The organism is Lentzea sp. NPDC003310 (assembly GCF_040610935.1).
GTDB lineage: Bacteria > Actinomycetota > Actinomycetes > Mycobacteriales > Pseudonocardiaceae > Lentzea.
In genome coordinates, this window is the sequence record NZ_JBEXNC010000005.1 from 332,373 (window position 1) to 348,472 (window position 16,100).

A 16,100-nucleotide genomic window follows, 5' to 3' on the forward strand; every position below is an offset into this window, starting at 1 on the left:
CCGGCCGGGTGGCCGCCCGGCCGGGCGCACGTCACTTGCCGCTGATCAGGTCCACGCCGAAGTACACGGCGAACATCAGCGCGAGGCCGGTCATCAGCCAGCCGGGCCACTGGCCCTTGCAGACGCGCAGCACGACGAAGGACACGAGGCCCGCGCCGATGCCGTTGGTGATCGAGTAGGTGAACGGGATGATCGACACGGTCAGGAACACGGGGATCGTGAAGTCCGTGTCCTGCCAGGGGATCCGGCGGATCTGCGTCATCATCAGGCCGCCGATCACCACCAGTGCCGGCGCCGCCGCCTGGGCGGGCACGACCGTCGCGAGTGGAGTGAAGAGCAGCGCGACGAGGAACAGTCCGCCGGTCACCACCGAGGCCAGGCCGGTCCGGGCGCCTTCGCCAACGCCCGCGGCCGACTCCAGGAACACCGTGTTCGGGGCGGACCCCGTGACACCACCGGCGATCGCGCCGGCACCGTCCACCACGAGGATCTTGCCCATCCCCTCGACCTTGCCGTCCTTCTTCAGACCGGCCTCGTCGGCGACCGACGTGATCGTGCCCATGGCGTCGAAGAAGCCGGACAGCACCAGCGTGAATAGGAAGATCGTCGCCGCGATCACGCCCGCCGACACGAAGCCGCCGAACAGGTCCACCCGCCCGAACAACCCGAAGTCCGGTGAGCTCACCACCGACGACGGCAGGGACGGGGTCACGAGGCCCCAGCCCTCGACGTCGAACACCGCGTTCACGACGATCGCGACGACGGTCGCCACCACGATGCTGATCAGCACGGCACCGGGCACGCCCCGCGCCAGCAGCACGATCATCAGCAGCAGCCCGAGGCAGAAGATCGCGATCGGCCAGCCGCTCAGGTGGCCGTCGATCCCCATCCGCACCGGCACGGTCGACCCTGCCGCGTCCGGCGTGCGGGTCACGAAACCGGCCGAGACCAGTCCCACCAGCGCGATGTAGAGCCCGATGCCCACGGTGATCGCGATCTTCAACGGCTCCGGGATCGCGTTGATGATCCGCTCGCGAACGCCGGACGCGGCCATGATCACGATGCAGACGCCCTCCAGCACCACGAGACCGAAGGCCTGCGCCCACGTCATCTCCGGTGCCATCTGGAAGGCCACCACGCCGTTCACGCCGAGACCCGCGGCGATCGCGAGAGGAGCGTTGCCGACCAGTCCCATGAGGACGGTCATCACGCCGGCCGCCAGCGCCGTGGCGGTGGTGATCTCGGCGATGGTGAGCTTCGCGCCGGTGATGTCCGCGGACGCGCCGAGGATCAACGGGTTCAGCAGCACGATGTACGACATCGCGACGAACGTCGTGATGCCACCGCGCACCTCACGGCCGAGCGAGCTGCCGCGTTCGGTGATGCGGAAGAACTGGTCGAGGGCCGACGTCGGTTGTCGGCTCCGTAACTGGGTCATGGAGGACGGCCTTTCCCATGCCGGTGGGCGCGTTCCAACGCCGGAACGCGTTTATGCGATGCGAGCTCCGGTCAGCAAGAAGGCTTGTGGCCTAGTAGTCGATACGGGTCGCGAGGGACATCCACGCGGTGAACGGGGCGTTGTCCTCGCCCGTGGAGATCTGGCGCACGGGCAGTTCCCAGTCGTCGCGCGACTTGCTGAACAGCTCGTAGAACTCCCGGTCGTCGAACCCTGCCGCCGCCGCGTCGTGGCGGTCGGCGGCGTAGATCACCTTGTCCACGCGCGCCCAGAGCGCGGCGGACAGGCAGAGGGGACACGGCTCACACGACGAGATCAGCGTGCAGCCGGTCAGGCGGAAATCACCGAGCGCCTGGCAGGCCGCGCGGATCGCGACGACCTCGGCGTGGGCGGTCGGGTCGAGGGTCGGCGTCACCTGGTTCACGCCGGTGGCGACGACCTCGCCATCACGGACGATCATCGCGCCGAACGGGCCTCCACCGGAGGCCACGTTGCGGGTGGCGAGGTCGATGGTGGCGAGCAGATGTGCGTTCACAGCAACAAACTCCAGAAACTCAGGTACCGGTGAGGTGTTCCGGGCGGACCGGGACGCGGGTGAGCGCCAGGCCGGTCGCCGCGCGGATCGCCGCCACGATCGCCGGGGTCGACGAGATGGTGGGCGGTTCGCCGACGCCGCGGATCCCGTACGGGGCGTGCGGGTCGGCGAGCTCGAGCACGTCGATGCTCATCGGCGGCATGTCGAGCACGGTGGGAATGAGGTAGTCGGTGAAGGACGGGTTGCGCACCTTGCCGCCGGAGGTCTGGATCTCCTCCATCACCGCGAGGCCGAGGCCCTGGGCGGAGCCGCCCTGGATCTGACCCACCACGGCCTGCGGGTTGAGCGCGCGCCCCACGTCCTGCGCGCAGTCCAGGGCCACCACGCGCACCAGGCCGAGGTCGACGTCCACGTCGACGACGGCGCGGTGGGCAGCGAACCCGTACTGGACGTGCGCGTTTCCTTGGCCGGTCTCGGGGTCGAGGGCCTCAGTCGCGCGGTGCCGCCACTCGGTCGTCTCGTCGATCACCTCGTCGCCGATGTCGGCGCGGCCGTCCAGCTTCGCCTTCACCAACGCGCACGCGGCCTTCACGGCGCCACCGGTGACGTACGTCTGACGTGAGGCGGACGTCGAGCCGCCGTTGCCGATCGTGGTGTCCATCGGCAGCACGGTCACGCGCTCGATGCCGAGCTCGGTCCGCACGATCTGCTGCATGATCGTCACCAGGCCCTGGCCGACCTCGCACGCGGCGGTGTGCACCGCGGCGGCCAGCTCGCCGTTGACCATCGACACCCGCACGCGGGCCGTCGAGTAGTCGTCGTAGCCCTCGGAGAAGCAGATGTTCTTGATGCCGACCGCGTAGCCGACGCCGCGGACGACGCCCTCGCCGTGCGTGGTGTTCGAGACGCCACCGGGGAGCTCGCGGATGTCGGCCGACGTGCCGGCGGGCAACGGCTTGTCCTGCACCAGCTTCAGCAACTGCGCGACGGGCGCGGCCGAGTCGACGACCTGACCGGTCGGCATCACGGAGCCCTCGGTCATCGCGTTGCGGACCCGCACGTCGACCGGCGACATGCCGAGCGCCTCGGCGAGCTTGTCCATTTGGGACTCGTACGCGAATCCCGCCTGCACGGCACCGAATCCGCGCATCGCACCGCACGGTGGGTTGTTCGTGTAGACGCCGTACGCGTCCACCGTGACGTTGTCGACCTCGTACGGACCGACGCCCAACGTAGCCGCGTTGGCCACGACAGCGGGCGTGGACGACGCGTACGCGCCACCGTCCAGGTACATGCGAGTCCGGACGTACACGAGCTTGCCCGTGTGATCGGCACCGTGCTCGTAGTACAGCACGGCCGGATGCCGGTGCACGTGACCGTAGAACGACTCTTCGCGGTTGTAGACCATCTTCACGGGCTTGCCCGTGTGCAGCGCCAGCAGGCACGCGTGCACCTGCATCGACAGGTCTTCGCGGCCGCCGAACGCGCCACCGACGCCGGACAGCGTCAGCCGCACCTGCTCCTGCGGCAGACCCAATGCGGCCGCGATCTGGTCGCGGTCGACGTGCAGCCACTGCGTCGCGATGTAGAGGTCCACCGACCCGTCGGTCGCCGGCACCGCGAGCCCGGACTCCGGCCCGAGGAACGCCTGGTCCTGCATGCCGACCTCGTACCGCCCGGTCACCACGACGTCGGCGGTCACGTCCTGCGAGCCGCGCCGGATCGGCACGTGCCGCACCAGGTTCCCACCGGGGTGCAACGGGGTGTCGTCGACCGCGGTCTCCATGTCCACCACGGGGTCCAGCACGTCGTAGGTGACGACGATCTTCTTCATCGCCCGCTGCGCGGTCTCCGGGTGGTCCGCGCCGACCAGCGCGATCGGCTCGCCCTGGTAGCGCACGACGTCCACGGCCAGCACCGGCTGGTCCTTGTGCTCCAGCCCGTACAGGTTGCGGCCTGGTACGTCGGAGTGCGTCAGCACCGCGTACACGCCGGGCACCTTCAACGCCTCGGTGATGTCCACCGACGTGATGCGGGCGTACGGGTGCGGCGAGCGCAGCGTCGCGCCCCAGATCATGTCCTCGTGCCACAGGTCGGACGCGTAGGCGAACTCGCCGCGCACCTTCAGGTTGCCGTCCGGTCGCTGCGGCGACGTCCCGATGCCACCCGACACCGCGGACGTGAGCTCGGCGGGAGTGAGGGTCATCGCGCAGCCTCCTGGAGCTTGGCGCTGGCGGCGGAGAGGTCCCGCGCCAGTTCGTCGGTGGACGCCGTGAGCAGGACCCCGTCCCGCACCACGACCTCACCGCCCACGATCAACAGTTTCAACGGCGGGGGAGTGCCCATCACCAGTGCCGCCACCGGGTCCGCGATCCCCGCGTAGTCCAAACCGGTCAGGTCCCACACGGCGAGGTCCGCGACCTTGCCCGGTTCGATCGAACCGAGCGAGTCGGCTCGGCCCAGCACCCGCGCGCCGCCCATCGTGCCCATCCGCAACGCCTCGCGGGCCGTCATCGCCGCCGGGCCGCCGCGCTGCCGGGCCTGGTAGAGCGCCGACCGCAGCTCGACGACCAGGCCACCGTCCTCGTTGGACGCGGCGCCGTCGACCCCGAGGCCGACCGGCGCGCCGGCGTCGAGCAGGTCGCGCACCGGGGCGATCCCGGTGCCCAGCCGCCCGTTCGACGTCGGGCAGTGCGCCGAGCCCGTGGCCGTGGCGCCGAGCCGCTTCACCGCGTCCCCGTTGAGGTGCACGGTGTGCGCGAGCCACACGTCCGGGCCGAGCCAGCCGAGCTGTTCGGCGTACTCGGTCGGCGTGCACCCGTTCTCCGCCAGGCACTGCTCCTCCTCGTCCAGCGTCTCGGCGAGGTGCGTGTGCAGCCGCACGTCGTGGCGGCGGGCCAGCGCGGCCGCGCCGGTCATGAGCTCGCGCGACACCGAGAACGGCGAGCACGGCCCGACCGCGACCCGGACCAGCGCGTCGTCCGCCGTCGAGTGGTAGTCGCCGATCGCCCGCTCGGTCGCGATCAACGCGGCCTCGGTGTCCTCGACCAGGTTGTCCGGCGGCAGCCCGCCGTGCGACTGGCCGCGGTCCATCGACCCGCGGATCGCCTCCAGCCGGATGCCGACGCGCCGCCCCGCCGACACCAGCGCGTCGAACACGTCGCCGCCCCCGGACGGGAAGACGTAGTGGTGGTCGGCGGCCAGCGTGCAGCCGGTCAGCGCGAGCTTCGCGAGGCCGGCCGACGCCGCCGCGTGCGTCACGGTGTCGTCCAGCCCGCGCCACACCGGGTACAGCGTCGTCAGCCACTCGAACAGCGTGGCGTCGGTCGCGAGCCCGCGCGTCGCCCACTGGTAGAGGTGGTGGTGCGTGTTGATCAGGCCGGGCGTGACCAGGCACGAGGACGCGTCGACGTAGGTGTGCGACTCGTACGGGCGGGGCGCAGGGCCGGAGGCGACGGAGGAGATCCGCCCGTTCTCGACCACGACGTGCCCGGACGCGTGCTCCGTCCCAGCATCGTCCACAGTGGACACCGCGCAGCGGTCGAGGACGATCATCGGCGCGACGCCGCCAATCGCACGGCGTCCAGGATCTTCTCGTACCCCGTGCAGCGGCACAGGTTCCCGGCGAGCGCCTCGCGGATCTCCGGGTCGGACGGGTTCGGCACGCGGTCGAGCAGGTCGTGCGCCTGCACCACGAGACCGGGCGTGCAGAAGCCGCACTGCACCGCGCCCGCCTCGACGAACGCCTCCTGCACGGGGTCCAGCGCGTCCCCGTCCGCGAGCCCCTCGACCGTGCGCACCTCGCGGTCCTGCACCTGCCCGGCCGCGACCAGGCACGCGCACACCGGCACGTCGTCGAGGTACACCGTGCACGAACCGCACTCGCCCTGCTCGCAGGCGTTCTTCGAGCCGGGCAGCCCGAGCCGCTCGCGCAGCAGGAAGAGCAGTGACTCGCCCTCCCACACGTCGTCGGCCTGCCGCTGCTCGCCGTTGACCGTCACGTTCACGCGCATTGCTTTTCCCCGTCCAGAAGTTCCTGCCAGGCCCAGCCCAGAGTCCTGCGTGCCATCACGGCGAGGGCGTGCTTGCGGTACGCCGCCGACCCGCGCACGTCGTCGATCGGCGACGCGGCCCGCGAGACCAGCTCGCCGAACTCGCGCTTCACCGAGTCGAGCAACGGCTTCGGGTCGCGGAAGTCGAGCTCCGCGGCCAGGTACGCCTCCGCCTCGGGCGCCCGCCGCGGCGTGGGAGCCGCCGACCCGACCGCCGCGCCCACCCGGTTCTCCTCGGGGAACAACGAGATCGCGAACGAGCACACCGCGATCACCATCGCGTTGCGCGTGCCGACCTTGGAGAACTGCTGTGGCCCCTTGGCAGGTGTCAGGTGCACCGCCACGATCAGTTCGTCGGGCTCCAGCGCGTTGCGCTTCACCCCCAGGTAGAACTCGGCGGCGGGGATCATCCGCGTGCCGCGCGTGGAGGCCACCTCGACGACCGCGTCCGACGCGAGCAACACCGGGTGCGTGTCCCCGGCGGGGGAGGCGGCGCCGAGGTTGCCGCCGACCGTGCCGCGGTTGCGGATCTGCGGCGATCCGACCGTGCGGGACGCCATCGCGAGGCCGGGCAGCTCGGCGCCCAGCTCGGCGATGATCCGCGCGTACGGCACGCCCGCGCCGACCCGCAGGCCGTCGGACCACTGCCGCAGCTCGGGGATCCGGGTCAGGTCGAGCAGCGCGGAGGGCCGGCGGTGGTCGTAGTTCAGCTCCACCATGACGTCCGTGCCGCCGGCGATCGGCACGGCGTCAGGGCGCTGGGCCTTGAGCTCCAACGCCTCCGCAAGCGTTTCCGGTCGAAGGAAGTCCATCGTCAGCTACCTCGGTAGGTGGAGTAGGCGAACGGCGACAGCAGCAGCGGCACGTGGTAGTGCTGCGCCGGATCGGAGTAGTCGAAGGTGAGCACGACCTCGGGGAAGAACGGCGCGGCCTGCGCCGTGTCGAACACCAGCCGGTACACCCCGGCCGGAAGGCCCTCACCCCATCCGGTGATCCGGCCGTCGGTGTTCGTCTCGGCGTTCGCCACCTCGGTCCCGTCGCGGCGTTGCAGCGACACGGCGATGCCCGCGAACGGTTTGCCTCGCGCCGCGTCCAGCACGTGCGTGGAGATCGTCACTCGCCCTCCCATCTGGTTGTGAGCCAGTACACAGAGACACGGCTGTGTTCCTCTACGGCAGAAGTACATGAATCGCCAGGCCCCTGCACGACGAGGATTTGTGCTTTCCTACAAACACGAATGGACGAAAGTGACCTGTCATGTTGCTGCTGCGGACGTTGCTGCAGATGCCGGAACTGCGCCTGAGCCTGCACACCGGTGAGGACCAGCTCGACCGCACGGTCACCCGCGTGTACGGAACGGAGCTGCCCGACCCCAGCCGGTACCTGTCCGGCGGGGAGCTCGTGCTGTCCGGCCTGCTCTGGCACCACGGCCCGCAGGACTCCGAGACGTTCGTCCGCTCGCTCGCCACGGCGCACGTGGCCGGGCTGGCCGCCAGCGACACCGGGCACCAGGACCTGCCACCGGACCTCGTCGACGCCTGCGAGCGCCACCACGTCCCGTTGCTCGAGGTCCCCGTCGACCTCTCGTTCGCGACCATCACCGAACGCGTCTCGATGGAACTGGTCGGCCTGTCCCGTCACCGCCGCCTGCTGAACGTCGTCGCCGAGGGCTCCGGCCTGCCCGCGCTGCTGCTCGCCGGCGGCCACGAACTCGGCGCGTCCTGCTGGGTCCTCTCCACCGCGGGCCGCGTCGTCGCAGGCGGCGAACTGCCCGACCGGCTCTCGCTGGTCAAGGAGTTCCTGCAGGCCGACCGCCTGCCGAAGACGGTCAAGGGCGTCACCCTCGTGCCCGTCTCCGAACGCGGCGGCACCAGGCTCACCAGCTGGGTCCTCGTCGTCGGCGGCTCCGTGCCCCCCGAGGCCGCCGCCGAGCTCGCGTCCCTCGTGGCACTGGAACGACTGCGCGAGGCCCAGGGCCGCCAGATCGAGAACCGCACCGCCGCCCCGCTGGTGTCGGCCGTCCTGAGCGGCTCGCCCGACCTCGAGTCCCGGCTCGCCGCCGCCGGTCTGGAGCACGCGCAGCTCCGCGTCATCAGCGCCGTCACCTCCGACCAGCGCACCGACCTGGCCGCCGCCGTGCTGGAGGAGGCCCTGCCGCAGGCCCTCGTGACCCCGGTCGGCGACACCGTCTACGCCGTCGCCAAGGCGGGCGACGCCCGGCCCGACGACCTCCGCGAGGCGATGCGCGTGATGGAACCGGGCCTCGGCTCGTCCCGCGTGCTCGTCGGCATCAGCTCACCCGTCACGTCCCGGGGCCTGCGCGGCGCCCTGGAGGAGGCCACGCACGCGCGTCGTCTCGGAGAACGCCGCGGTGGCCGCACGTGCGTGGTGGCGGGCGAGGAGATCGCGCTGCACCAACTGCTCCTCGCGGGCGTGCCGGAGGAGCTGCGCACCTCGTTGCGCCGCCGCCTGCTCGGCCCCGTCCTCGACTACGACGCCGAGCACGGCTCGGACCTCGTCGGCACGCTGAAGGTGTTCCTGGACTGCTCGGGTTCGTGGACCGCGGCCGCCGCCCGCCTGCACGTCCACGTGAACACGTTGCGCTACCGGGTGGGCCGCGTCGAGGAACTGCTCGGCACGGACCTGGCGGAGTTCGAGGCGCGCGTGGACCTCTTCCTGGCGTTGCAGGCGGGGTAGCTTGGGCTGGTGCCCGACCACCGGCCGATCGAACGGATCGCGGCCGACCTCCGTCGCGTGCGCCGGGTTCGGGCGGGGTTCGCGCCCGGCGCGTCGGCGGCCAAGAAGATCGGTGCCCGGCAGGCGTACGACGCGTTGCTCGTGCAGGCGTGTGCGGCGCTGGAGGTCGAGCACCGGTTGCTCTCGCTGCCCGAGGGGATGGACCGCGAGATCGAGCGGCTGCGGGTCGAGGAGCGGCTGAGGGATTTCGGGTTGTCATTCTGATGGCTGATACCTCTTGGGCCTTCAGGCTGATGTATCCACACGACCCCGCTTCCTACCGTTCCTCACGTGAGAACCGCCGCTTTACTCGTGGGCGTGCTGCTGGCCGGGACCACCGGCTGCGCGGTGGCGCCCAGCATCCAGGTCGTGGTCGAGGGAACGGGCACGACCGACCGCCTCACCTACACCTTCCCCGGCGAGGAGGAACGCACGCTGCGCAACCCCGACCTGCCGTTCGAGCGCGTGGGCAAGCGCAAGGGACGGGTCGTCGTGCGGCTGGAGGGCGTGCACGGCGAGCTGACGTGCAAGATCATCGTCAACGGCCGGCAGGTGCGCTCTTCAACCTCGAAGACCGGAGTGGCGCTCACGTGCGATCACTCGATGGCCGTCTGATGAAAGTGGGGGAAAGCCCGTAGCTTCGACGTGTCGGGGAGGTGCGGGTGATGCGAGAAGTACTGGCCGCCAGGGCCGCCGGGGGGATCAGGGGTCGCGGCGACGTGCCGCCGCGCTTCCGGCCGCCGTTGCCGCCGAGGCACTTCGTGGGGCGCGACACCGAGCTCGCGCGGATCAGGGCCGGGGTGACGGTGCTGCACGGGCCGGGCGGGGTGGGCAAGACCGCGCTGGCGCTCGAGTGGTTGCGGGAGAAGGGGTCCGGGGACCAGCTCTGCGTGGACCTGGCGGCGCACGACCTGGGGCGGGTGCTGCGGGCGTTCGGGCTGCGCACCGAGCCGGAGGACGAGCAGGCCGTGTTCCGCGCGCTCGTCGCGCGGCGGCAGTTCACCCTGTTGCTGGACAACGCGGCCTCGGCCGAGCAGGTGACGCCGCTGCTGCCCGCGTCCGGGACCGTGCTCGTGACCAGCCGGTCGAGGCTCGACCTGCCGCAGGCGCGGGAGATCGCGGTCGGCCCGCTGCCCGACGACGAGCGGCTCGGGCCGTTGCTCGACCGGTCCTATGTGGAGCTTCCGGAACGGCAGGCGCGGCTCTACCGGCTGTGCGCGTGGGAGCCGGACGCGTTCGGCGTACCGGTGGCCGCGGCGATCGCGGGGGAGCCCGAGTGCGACGTCGAGGACGCGCTGGACGACCTGGTGGAGAAGGCGTTGCTGACCGAGGTGGGGGACGACGCGTTTCGGTTCCATGAGCTCGTGCGAGCGCATGCGCGCGCGAAGCGTTATCAGTAGCGGAATGTGTGCACGGCTGTTTAACGCGATGCACTCCGTCTAACGAACTTCCTTGCCAGTAAAGGGTTATCCACACCGACCCGTCCCTTTCGGGAATCCGAATCGGTCCTATCCTTCGGTCCATGCCGAAGGATTTCCGGGCCACGACGCTCGAACGCGCCATCGGGCGGCAGCTGGCCGGGTGGCGCGGCGAGCGCGAGCTGAGCCTCACCGAGGCCGGTCAGCGCGTGGGCTTCAGCAGCGCCAAGCTCTCCATGATGGAGAACGCCGTGCAGCCGTCGGCGCCGGTCGACGTCATGGCGCTGGGGTACGTCTACAAGGTGCCCACCCCGGAGTGGCAGGCCGTGGTGTTGCGCGCGCAGCACGCGGAACGGGTCCGGGCGCGCGCGGCGCACCACGGCGTGCGTTTCGACGCGGCGGCGGACTTCGCGAACCTGGTGTTCGAGGCGACGGTGCTGAAGGTGTTCACGACCGACCTGGTGCCGCCGGTCTTCCAGCTGCCCGGCTACACGGCCGAGGTGATGCGGTCGGACGACCCGGTGCGCACGGCGCGGCTCGCGATGGTGCGCGAGGCGTGGTCGGCGCGGCTGAAGGACCGGGACCCGCCGGCGGTGCACGCGGTGTTCCCGGAGGCGGTGCTGCGGCACGTGATCGGCGGGCCACGGGCGATGAAGGCGCAGCTGCTGCACCTGATGGAGGTCAGCGAGCACGAGACGGTGACCGTGCAGGTGGTGCCGCGCTCGGCGGGCGCCTACCCGGCGATGGGATCGCCGTTCACGCTGCTCGGGTTCCCGCACCGGCAGCACAACGACGTGGCGTACCTGGAGACGTTCGTCAAGGGCGAGTACGTCGAGGAGCCGGGGCTGACCGAACGGTGCGCGCAGCGGTTCGCGGGCCTGCAGGCGGCGGCGCTGGGAGCGGGGGAGTCGCTGGAGCTCATCGCCGAGGCCGCCGCTGACCTGTAGAGATGTCGGATTCCTGAGAAAACTCCTGTTCGGCCGCCACGTGGAGAAGGATCGGGGACGCACCCGACCGAAACAGTTCCCCTGGTTAGGAGGCGGCATGTACCGCAGATCCGGTGTCCTGCTCGCGGCGGTCCTGGGCGTCACGCTCGTCGCCGCGGCGCCGGCCACCGCAGACGGTTCGAAGAGTTTCCCGACCGAGTTCTCCCTGCCGAACGGCTGGCAGCCGGAGGGCATCGCGATCTCCGGCAAGACGGCCTACTTCGGGTCGCGCGCCGACGGGTCGATCTACGCGGCCGATCTGCGCACCGGTGCCGGCAAGGTGCTGGCCAAGGGGCCGGGCACGCCCTCGCTGGGCCTGAAGGTCGACAGCCGCAAGCGGCTGTGGGTCGCGGGCGGCACGGGCGGCGACGCGCGGGTCTACGACACGCGGTCGGGGGCGCTGCTGGCGAAGTTCCAGTTCGCCACGGCGGACACGTTCGTCAACGACGTCGTGCTGACCGAGAAGTCCGCGTGGTTCACCGACTCGCGCAAGGCGGTGCTCTACGAGGTGCCGCTCAGCCTCAAACCGCACCGCACGCTGCAGCTGACCGGCGATCTCGTCATCACCCCCGGCGCGGTCAACCTCAACGGGATCGTCACCGGGCTCGACGGCGGTCTGATCGCCGTGCAGAGCAACACCGGAAAGTTGTTCGGGATCGATCCGCGGAGCGGAAAAACGGCCGAGATCAATTTGAGCGGTCAAACACTCACCAATGGCGACGGACTGTTGCGTGAGGGGCGGCAGTTGTACGTGGTGCAAAACCGCCTCAACAAAGTCGCGCGCTACACGCTGAGTCGTGACGGCGCGACGCTCGCGGCGGAACGCACGGACGCGCGGTTCGACGTCCCGACGACGGTCGCCGCGTTCGGCAAGCGCCTCTACCTGCCGAATGCCCGGTTCAGCACGCCGCCGACGCCGGAGACGACCTACACCGTCGTGGCGGTGGAACGACCGTAGGAGAACTAGCCCGTACGGGGGTTCTCACCACGCAAGAACCCCCGTACCGGGTGTTGCTCCGGTCACTCGACTGGGTAGCCTGCCAACCGCGTAGAGCGTGTGATCGCTGTCATTGGGTAACGATGATCTCTCGCCGTAACCTAATTACAGCCGAAGGAGTTACTCAGGTAACCCGCAGCGCTAGCCGTGGGACACAGGAGACCGTGAGAGCGCTGTGAACGAGAAGAGCGGGTACACACCGACCAACTACCGGACCATTCGGTCGCGGCTGGCCGGTGTCGTGGTCGTTCCCAGCGTGGTGCTGCTGGTCATGTGGGCCGTTTTCTCCTCGTACACCCTTTTCGACGGTTTCTACATGCGGTCGGTCGCGGCCGGGGTGAAGGGCGCGACGATCCCGTCCGTCGAGGCGCTCGCCGGACTGCAGAAAGAACGACAGATGACCCTCGAGGTCCTCGGCGGTGCCGAGGGCGTCGACAAGGCCGGGCTGAAGCGGCAGCAGGGCGTCACCGACGAGGCCGTGAGCAAGATGCGCGACGCGTTCGCGGAGCTGTCCGAGAACGCGCCCCAGGACACCGTCGACCGGATCAACGCGCTCAACTCCGTGCTGGACGAGCTGCCGAAGCAGCGGTCGGGCGTGGACGCGGGTTCGGCGAACCCCCAGGCGGTCTACGACTACTACAACGGCCTGCTCGACTCGGGCGTCGGCCTGCTCGGCCGGCAGGCGCGCCTCGTGCCCGACTCGGAGGCGAGCCAGGCGAACGTCCAGGCCGTCACGATCTTCCAGACCTCCGACTGGCTCTCCCGGGCCGCCACGATCGGCTCGCGCGGGCTGATGAACGGTGGCTTCACCGCGCCCGAACGGGTCGAGTTCGCCCGTCTGACCGGCGCCTACCACTCGAGCCTCGACGCCACCATCCCGTTCGCGCTGGAGCAGCCGCGCCTGCAGTACGACGAGCTGCGCGGCAGCACCGAGTACCGGTCGCTGCTCGACCTCGAGGGCAAGCTGGTCAACGGCGAGTCGGGCGTCACCGACGCGCAGTGGCGCGGCGTCGCGAGCCCCGTGCACGACAACCTCGTCGGGCTCGCCGTCACACAGGCCCGCAACGCCACCGACCTCGGCCTCGACAAGGCCGACAGCCGGGTGGCCGCGGTCCTGATCGGCAGCCTGATCGCGTTGCTCGCGGTCGTCGTCGGCATCGTCCTCGCCCTGCGGATCTCGAACCGGCTCGTGTCGAAGGCGCTGGTCACGCGTCTCGCGTCGCTGCGGGAGGACACCCTGCGGCTCGCCCAGGAACGGCTGCCGCACATCGTCGCGAGGCTGCGCGGCGGCGAGCAGGTGGACGTGCACCGCGACATGCCGCCACTCGACTACGGCAACGACGAGATCGGGCAGGTCGCCGACGCGTTCAACGCCGCCCAGTACACGGCGGTCGCGGCGGCGGTGAAGGAGACGCAGGCGCGCGAGGGCGTGAACCGGGTCTTCCTCGACATCGCGCACCGCAACCAGGGGCTCGTCCACCGGCAGATCAAGATCCTCGACAAGCTGGAGCGCGAGGAGGAGCACCCCGAGCGGCTCGACTCCCTGTTCCAGCTCGACCACCTGGCCACCCGCGCCCGCCGCAACGCGGAGAACCTGATCATCCTGGCCGGCGAGCAGCCCGGCCGGCAGTGGCGCAAGCCGGTGCGGCTGAGCGACGTGATCCGCTCCGCCGTCGCCGAGACCGAGCAGTACGTCCGGGTGAGGGTCAACCCGGTGCCCGACCGCGCGCTCGTGGGGGTGGCCGTCGCCGACACCATCCACCTGCTCGCGGAGCTCGTCGACAACGCGACGGCGTTCTCCTCGCCGCGTTCGGAGGTGATCGTCCACTCGAGCGCCGCGCCGCACGGCCTCGTGGTGGAGATCGAGGACCACGGCCTCGGCATGACGCAGGAAGAGCGTCTGCAGGCCAACGCGAAGCTCTCCAACCCACCGGACTTCGAGACGATGGCGTTCCGGGGCGAGTCCCGCCTCGGGCTGTTCGTCGTCGCGAGGCTCGCCGCACGGCGGGGCATCAAGGTGGAGCTGCGCGACTCGCCCTACGGCGGCACGGTCGCGCTGTGCGTGCTGCCGCCGGCCATCGTCGCCCCGCACAACGACGCGGGCGACATCACCGAGACCACCCAGATGCCGGTGCGGTCGTTCCACGACACGCACCACGGGCACGTCGAGGACCACCCGAGCTTCCCCGTGAAGGTGAATCCCGAAGTGCTGGACGCCGTGAACGCGGGGCTCAGAGCGCTCGTAGATCCTGATATGAGCGCAACCGCACCCGCAGCAGAGGCATCGGTGGACGAACCGACCCCCGTGGCACCTCCGGCCCAGGACGGGAAGACCCCTCTTCCCCGCAGGAAGCGGCGGCAGAACCTCGCGCCGCAGCTCATGCAGCCCTCGGAGGAGCCGCACCACGCCGAGCCGGTGACCGGCGATCGGTCGGCCGAACGGACCCGTGACGGTTTCGCCGCGTTCCAGCGCGGTACCCGTGACGCCCGGCTGACCGACGACTGGAGATCAGAAGGAGCCCCCTCGTCATGAAGGACAACGCAAGCCAGCACGGCGAACTGAACTGGTTGCTGGAGGACCTGATCCAGCGAGTGGTCGGCGCCCGCCACGCGGTCGTGCTGTCGGCGGACGGGCTCCTGCTCGGCCGCTCCGCCGGGCTGTCCCGCGACGACTCGGAGCACCTGTCCGCCATGGCGTCGGCGTTCCAGTCGCTCGCCCGCGGCACCGGACGGCACTTCGGCGGCGGGGCCGTCCGGCAGACCATCGTGGAGATGGAGCACGCGTACCTCTTCGTCACCGCAGCGGGTCACGGGGCTTGCCTTGCCGTGCTGGGCGAGGAAGATGCTGACATGGGCATGATTGCGTACGAGATGAACATGCTGGTCAAGCGAGTCGGCACGTACCTCTCGTCGGCTCCGCGCGCGGAGACCGCGACTGTGCCCTCGGCGCGTGAGTCACGCTGATGACCTCGCGCGAGGACTGGTGGTACGACGAGGCCGCGGGGCCGCTGGTGCGGCCCTACGCGATGGTGCGCGGCCGCACCCGGCCGAACGCGCCTGACCTACACCTCGTGACGCAGGTGCGGGCCTCCTCGTTTGCGTCCGACCAGACGTCGCTGACGGTCGAACATCGCGAGATCATGGCCCTGTGCGCACGCCCGCTCTCCGTCGCCGAGGTCGCCGCCTACCTCGACGTGCCCCTCGTCGTGGTGAAGGTCCTGCTGTCGGACCTCATCGAGCGGGGTGACGTGCTCGTGCAGACCTCCACCCCCAAGATCCCGGACAGGGATCTCCTGCAGGCCGTACTGGATGGTGTTCGTGGGATCTGAGCTGACCGTGCCGACCGCGGTCAAGATCGTCGTCGCGGGCGGGTTCGGCACCGGCAAGACCACGATGGTCGCGTCGGTGTCCGAGATCCCGCCGCTGCGGACCGAGGAACTGCTCACCGAGGCCGGCGTGCACGTCGACGACCTCGCGGGCATCGAGGGCAAGGACACCACCACCGTCGCCCTCGACTTCGGCCGCATCACCATCAACACCAAGGTGGTGCTGTACCTGTTCGGCACGCCGGGCCAGAACAGGTTCTGGTTCATGTGGGACGAGCTGGCCACCGGCGCGATCGGCGCCGTGGTGCTCGTGGACACGCGCCGGCTCGACTCGTCGTTCCCGTCGATCGACTTCTTCGAGCACCGCCAGATCCCGTTCATCGTCGCGGTGAACTGCTTCGACGGGGCGCAGCTGTACACGGTGGACGAGGTGCGGCACGCCCTCGACATCGACGAGGCGATCCCGGTGATCCTGTGCGACGCGCGGGACCGGGAGTCGTCGAAGGCGGTGCTGGTGGAGCTGATCCAGCACTCGATGAACCGGCTGGCAGCGGTCTAGCCGCATGGAGAGGGCCCGCTCCTCGGAGCGGGCCT

16 protein-coding genes and 1 pseudogene are annotated in these 16,100 nt (G+C 70.4%); 10 read left to right on the forward strand and 7 right to left on the reverse strand.

Going from position 1 to position 16,100, the window contains the following annotated elements; genetic code table 11:
• Positions 1–31 precede the first annotated feature (31 nt).
• The 7 genes from ABZX02_RS11635 to uraH form a co-directional block, all read right to left on the reverse strand.
• The gene (locus ABZX02_RS11635; protein ID WP_355297281.1) at positions 32–1,438 is read right to left on the reverse strand and encodes an NCS2 family permease; all 1,407 of its coding nucleotides are present in this window, start codon (positions 1,436–1,438) and stop codon (positions 32–34) included.
• A gap of 91 nt (positions 1,439–1,529) precedes the next feature.
• Complete coding sequence (locus ABZX02_RS11640) at positions 1,530–1,991, reverse strand: nucleoside deaminase (protein WP_355297283.1); 462 nt, start codon at positions 1,989–1,991, stop codon at positions 1,530–1,532.
• A 19-nt stretch (positions 1,992–2,010) separates the two neighbouring features.
• A complete protein-coding gene (locus tag ABZX02_RS11645) occupies positions 2,011–4,197 on the reverse strand; it encodes a molybdopterin cofactor-binding domain-containing protein (RefSeq protein WP_355297285.1) in 2,187 nt (728 codons plus the stop codon).
• Positions 4,194–5,546 (reverse strand): 8-oxoguanine deaminase, encoded by a 1,353-nt coding sequence (locus ABZX02_RS11650; protein ID WP_355297287.1) that lies wholly within the window; start codon positions 5,544–5,546, stop codon positions 4,194–4,196. Before ABZX02_RS11650 ends, ABZX02_RS11645 begins: the two co-directional genes overlap by 4 nt.
• Entirely contained in the window at positions 5,543–6,004 is a 462-nt protein-coding gene (locus ABZX02_RS11655) for a (2Fe-2S)-binding protein (RefSeq protein ID WP_355297289.1), read from the reverse strand. Before ABZX02_RS11655 ends, ABZX02_RS11650 begins: the two co-directional genes overlap by 4 nt.
• Complete coding sequence (locus ABZX02_RS11660) at positions 5,995–6,855, reverse strand: xanthine dehydrogenase family protein subunit M (RefSeq protein ID WP_355297291.1); 861 nt, start codon at positions 6,853–6,855, stop codon at positions 5,995–5,997. Before ABZX02_RS11660 ends, ABZX02_RS11655 begins: the two co-directional genes overlap by 10 nt.
• A 2-nt stretch (positions 6,856–6,857) precedes the next feature.
• Positions 6,858–7,172 carry a hydroxyisourate hydrolase gene (uraH, locus tag ABZX02_RS11665; protein ID WP_355297293.1) on the reverse strand — a complete coding sequence of 105 codons (315 nt, stop codon included), beginning with the start codon at positions 7,170–7,172 and terminating at the stop codon, positions 6,858–6,860.
• A 128-nt stretch (positions 7,173–7,300) separates the two neighbouring features.
• Between uraH and ABZX02_RS11670 the strand changes: the two genes are divergently transcribed.
• The 10 genes and pseudogenes from ABZX02_RS11670 (at position 7,301) to ABZX02_RS11715 (ending at position 16,065) form a co-directional block, all read left to right on the forward strand.
• A complete protein-coding gene (locus tag ABZX02_RS11670; RefSeq protein ID WP_355297295.1) occupies positions 7,301–8,740 on the forward strand; it encodes a PucR family transcriptional regulator ligand-binding domain-containing protein in 1,440 nt (479 codons plus the stop codon).
• 24 nt (positions 8,741–8,764) lie between these two features.
• Positions 8,765–9,004, forward strand: a pseudogene (locus tag ABZX02_RS11675) (hypothetical protein); the annotation flags it as partial.
• A 66-nt stretch (positions 9,005–9,070) separates the two neighbouring features.
• Positions 9,071–9,394: a hypothetical protein gene (locus tag ABZX02_RS11680; RefSeq protein ID WP_355297297.1), complete on the forward strand. Its 324-nt coding sequence runs from the start codon at positions 9,071–9,073 to the stop codon at positions 9,392–9,394.
• Between the two features lie 50 nt (positions 9,395–9,444).
• Positions 9,445–10,179 carry a hypothetical protein gene (locus ABZX02_RS11685; RefSeq protein WP_355297299.1) on the forward strand — a complete coding sequence of 245 codons (735 nt, stop codon included), beginning with the start codon at positions 9,445–9,447 and terminating at the stop codon, positions 10,177–10,179.
• A gap of 122 nt (positions 10,180–10,301) precedes the next feature.
• Complete coding sequence (locus tag ABZX02_RS11690; RefSeq protein ID WP_355297301.1) at positions 10,302–11,144, forward strand: helix-turn-helix transcriptional regulator; 843 nt, start codon at positions 10,302–10,304, stop codon at positions 11,142–11,144.
• A 97-nt stretch (positions 11,145–11,241) separates the two neighbouring features.
• A complete protein-coding gene (locus ABZX02_RS11695; protein ID WP_355297303.1) occupies positions 11,242–12,141 on the forward strand; it encodes a superoxide dismutase in 900 nt (299 codons plus the stop codon).
• Between the two features lie 214 nt (positions 12,142–12,355).
• Positions 12,356–14,713 (forward strand): nitrate- and nitrite sensing domain-containing protein, encoded by a 2,358-nt coding sequence (locus tag ABZX02_RS11700; protein WP_355297305.1) that lies wholly within the window; start codon positions 12,356–12,358, stop codon positions 14,711–14,713.
• Positions 14,710–15,144, forward strand: a complete 435-nt coding sequence (locus tag ABZX02_RS11705) for a roadblock/LC7 domain-containing protein (RefSeq protein ID WP_090066952.1) — start codon at positions 14,710–14,712, stop codon at positions 15,142–15,144. The genes ABZX02_RS11700 and ABZX02_RS11705 overlap by 4 nt, the downstream gene beginning before the upstream one ends.
• A complete protein-coding gene (locus ABZX02_RS11710) occupies positions 15,144–15,509 on the forward strand; it encodes a DUF742 domain-containing protein (protein ID WP_189155883.1) in 366 nt (121 codons plus the stop codon). Before ABZX02_RS11705 ends, ABZX02_RS11710 begins: the two co-directional genes overlap by 1 nt.
• Entirely contained in the window at positions 15,490–16,065 is a 576-nt protein-coding gene (locus ABZX02_RS11715) for an ATP/GTP-binding protein (RefSeq protein ID WP_355297308.1), read from the forward strand. Before ABZX02_RS11710 ends, ABZX02_RS11715 begins: the two co-directional genes overlap by 20 nt.
• The last annotated feature ends 35 nt before the right edge of the window (positions 16,066–16,100 follow it).

Bases quoted from the DNA above. Each gene is read 5' to 3' on its own strand.
- ABZX02_RS11635 (WP_355297281.1), bottom strand. From the start codon at position 1,438: ATGACCCAGTTACGGAGCCGACAACCGACGTCGGCCCTCGACCAGTTC.
- ABZX02_RS11645 (WP_355297285.1), bottom strand. From the start codon at position 4,197: ATGACCCTCACTCCCGCCGAGCTCACGTCCGCGGTGTCGGGTGGCATC.
- ABZX02_RS11650 (WP_355297287.1), bottom strand. From the start codon at position 5,546: ATGATCGTCCTCGACCGCTGCGCGGTGTCCACTGTGGACGATGCTGGG.
- ABZX02_RS11655 (WP_355297289.1), bottom strand. From the start codon at position 6,004: ATGCGCGTGAACGTGACGGTCAACGGCGAGCAGCGGCAGGCCGACGAC.
- ABZX02_RS11660 (WP_355297291.1), bottom strand. From the start codon at position 6,855: ATGGACTTCCTTCGACCGGAAACGCTTGCGGAGGCGTTGGAGCTCAAG.
- uraH (WP_355297293.1), bottom strand. From the start codon at position 7,172: ATGGGAGGGCGAGTGACGATCTCCACGCACGTGCTGGACGCGGCGCGA.
- ABZX02_RS11670 (WP_355297295.1), top strand. From the start codon at position 7,301: ATGTTGCTGCTGCGGACGTTGCTGCAGATGCCGGAACTGCGCCTGAGC.
- ABZX02_RS11685 (WP_355297299.1), top strand. From the start codon at position 9,445: ATGCGAGAAGTACTGGCCGCCAGGGCCGCCGGGGGGATCAGGGGTCGC.
- ABZX02_RS11690 (WP_355297301.1), top strand. From the start codon at position 10,302: ATGCCGAAGGATTTCCGGGCCACGACGCTCGAACGCGCCATCGGGCGG.
- ABZX02_RS11695 (WP_355297303.1), top strand. From the start codon at position 11,242: ATGTACCGCAGATCCGGTGTCCTGCTCGCGGCGGTCCTGGGCGTCACG.
- ABZX02_RS11705 (WP_090066952.1), top strand. From the start codon at position 14,710: ATGAAGGACAACGCAAGCCAGCACGGCGAACTGAACTGGTTGCTGGAG.
- ABZX02_RS11710 (WP_189155883.1), top strand. From the start codon at position 15,144: ATGACCTCGCGCGAGGACTGGTGGTACGACGAGGCCGCGGGGCCGCTG.
- ABZX02_RS11715 (WP_355297308.1), top strand. From the start codon at position 15,490: ATGGTGTTCGTGGGATCTGAGCTGACCGTGCCGACCGCGGTCAAGATC.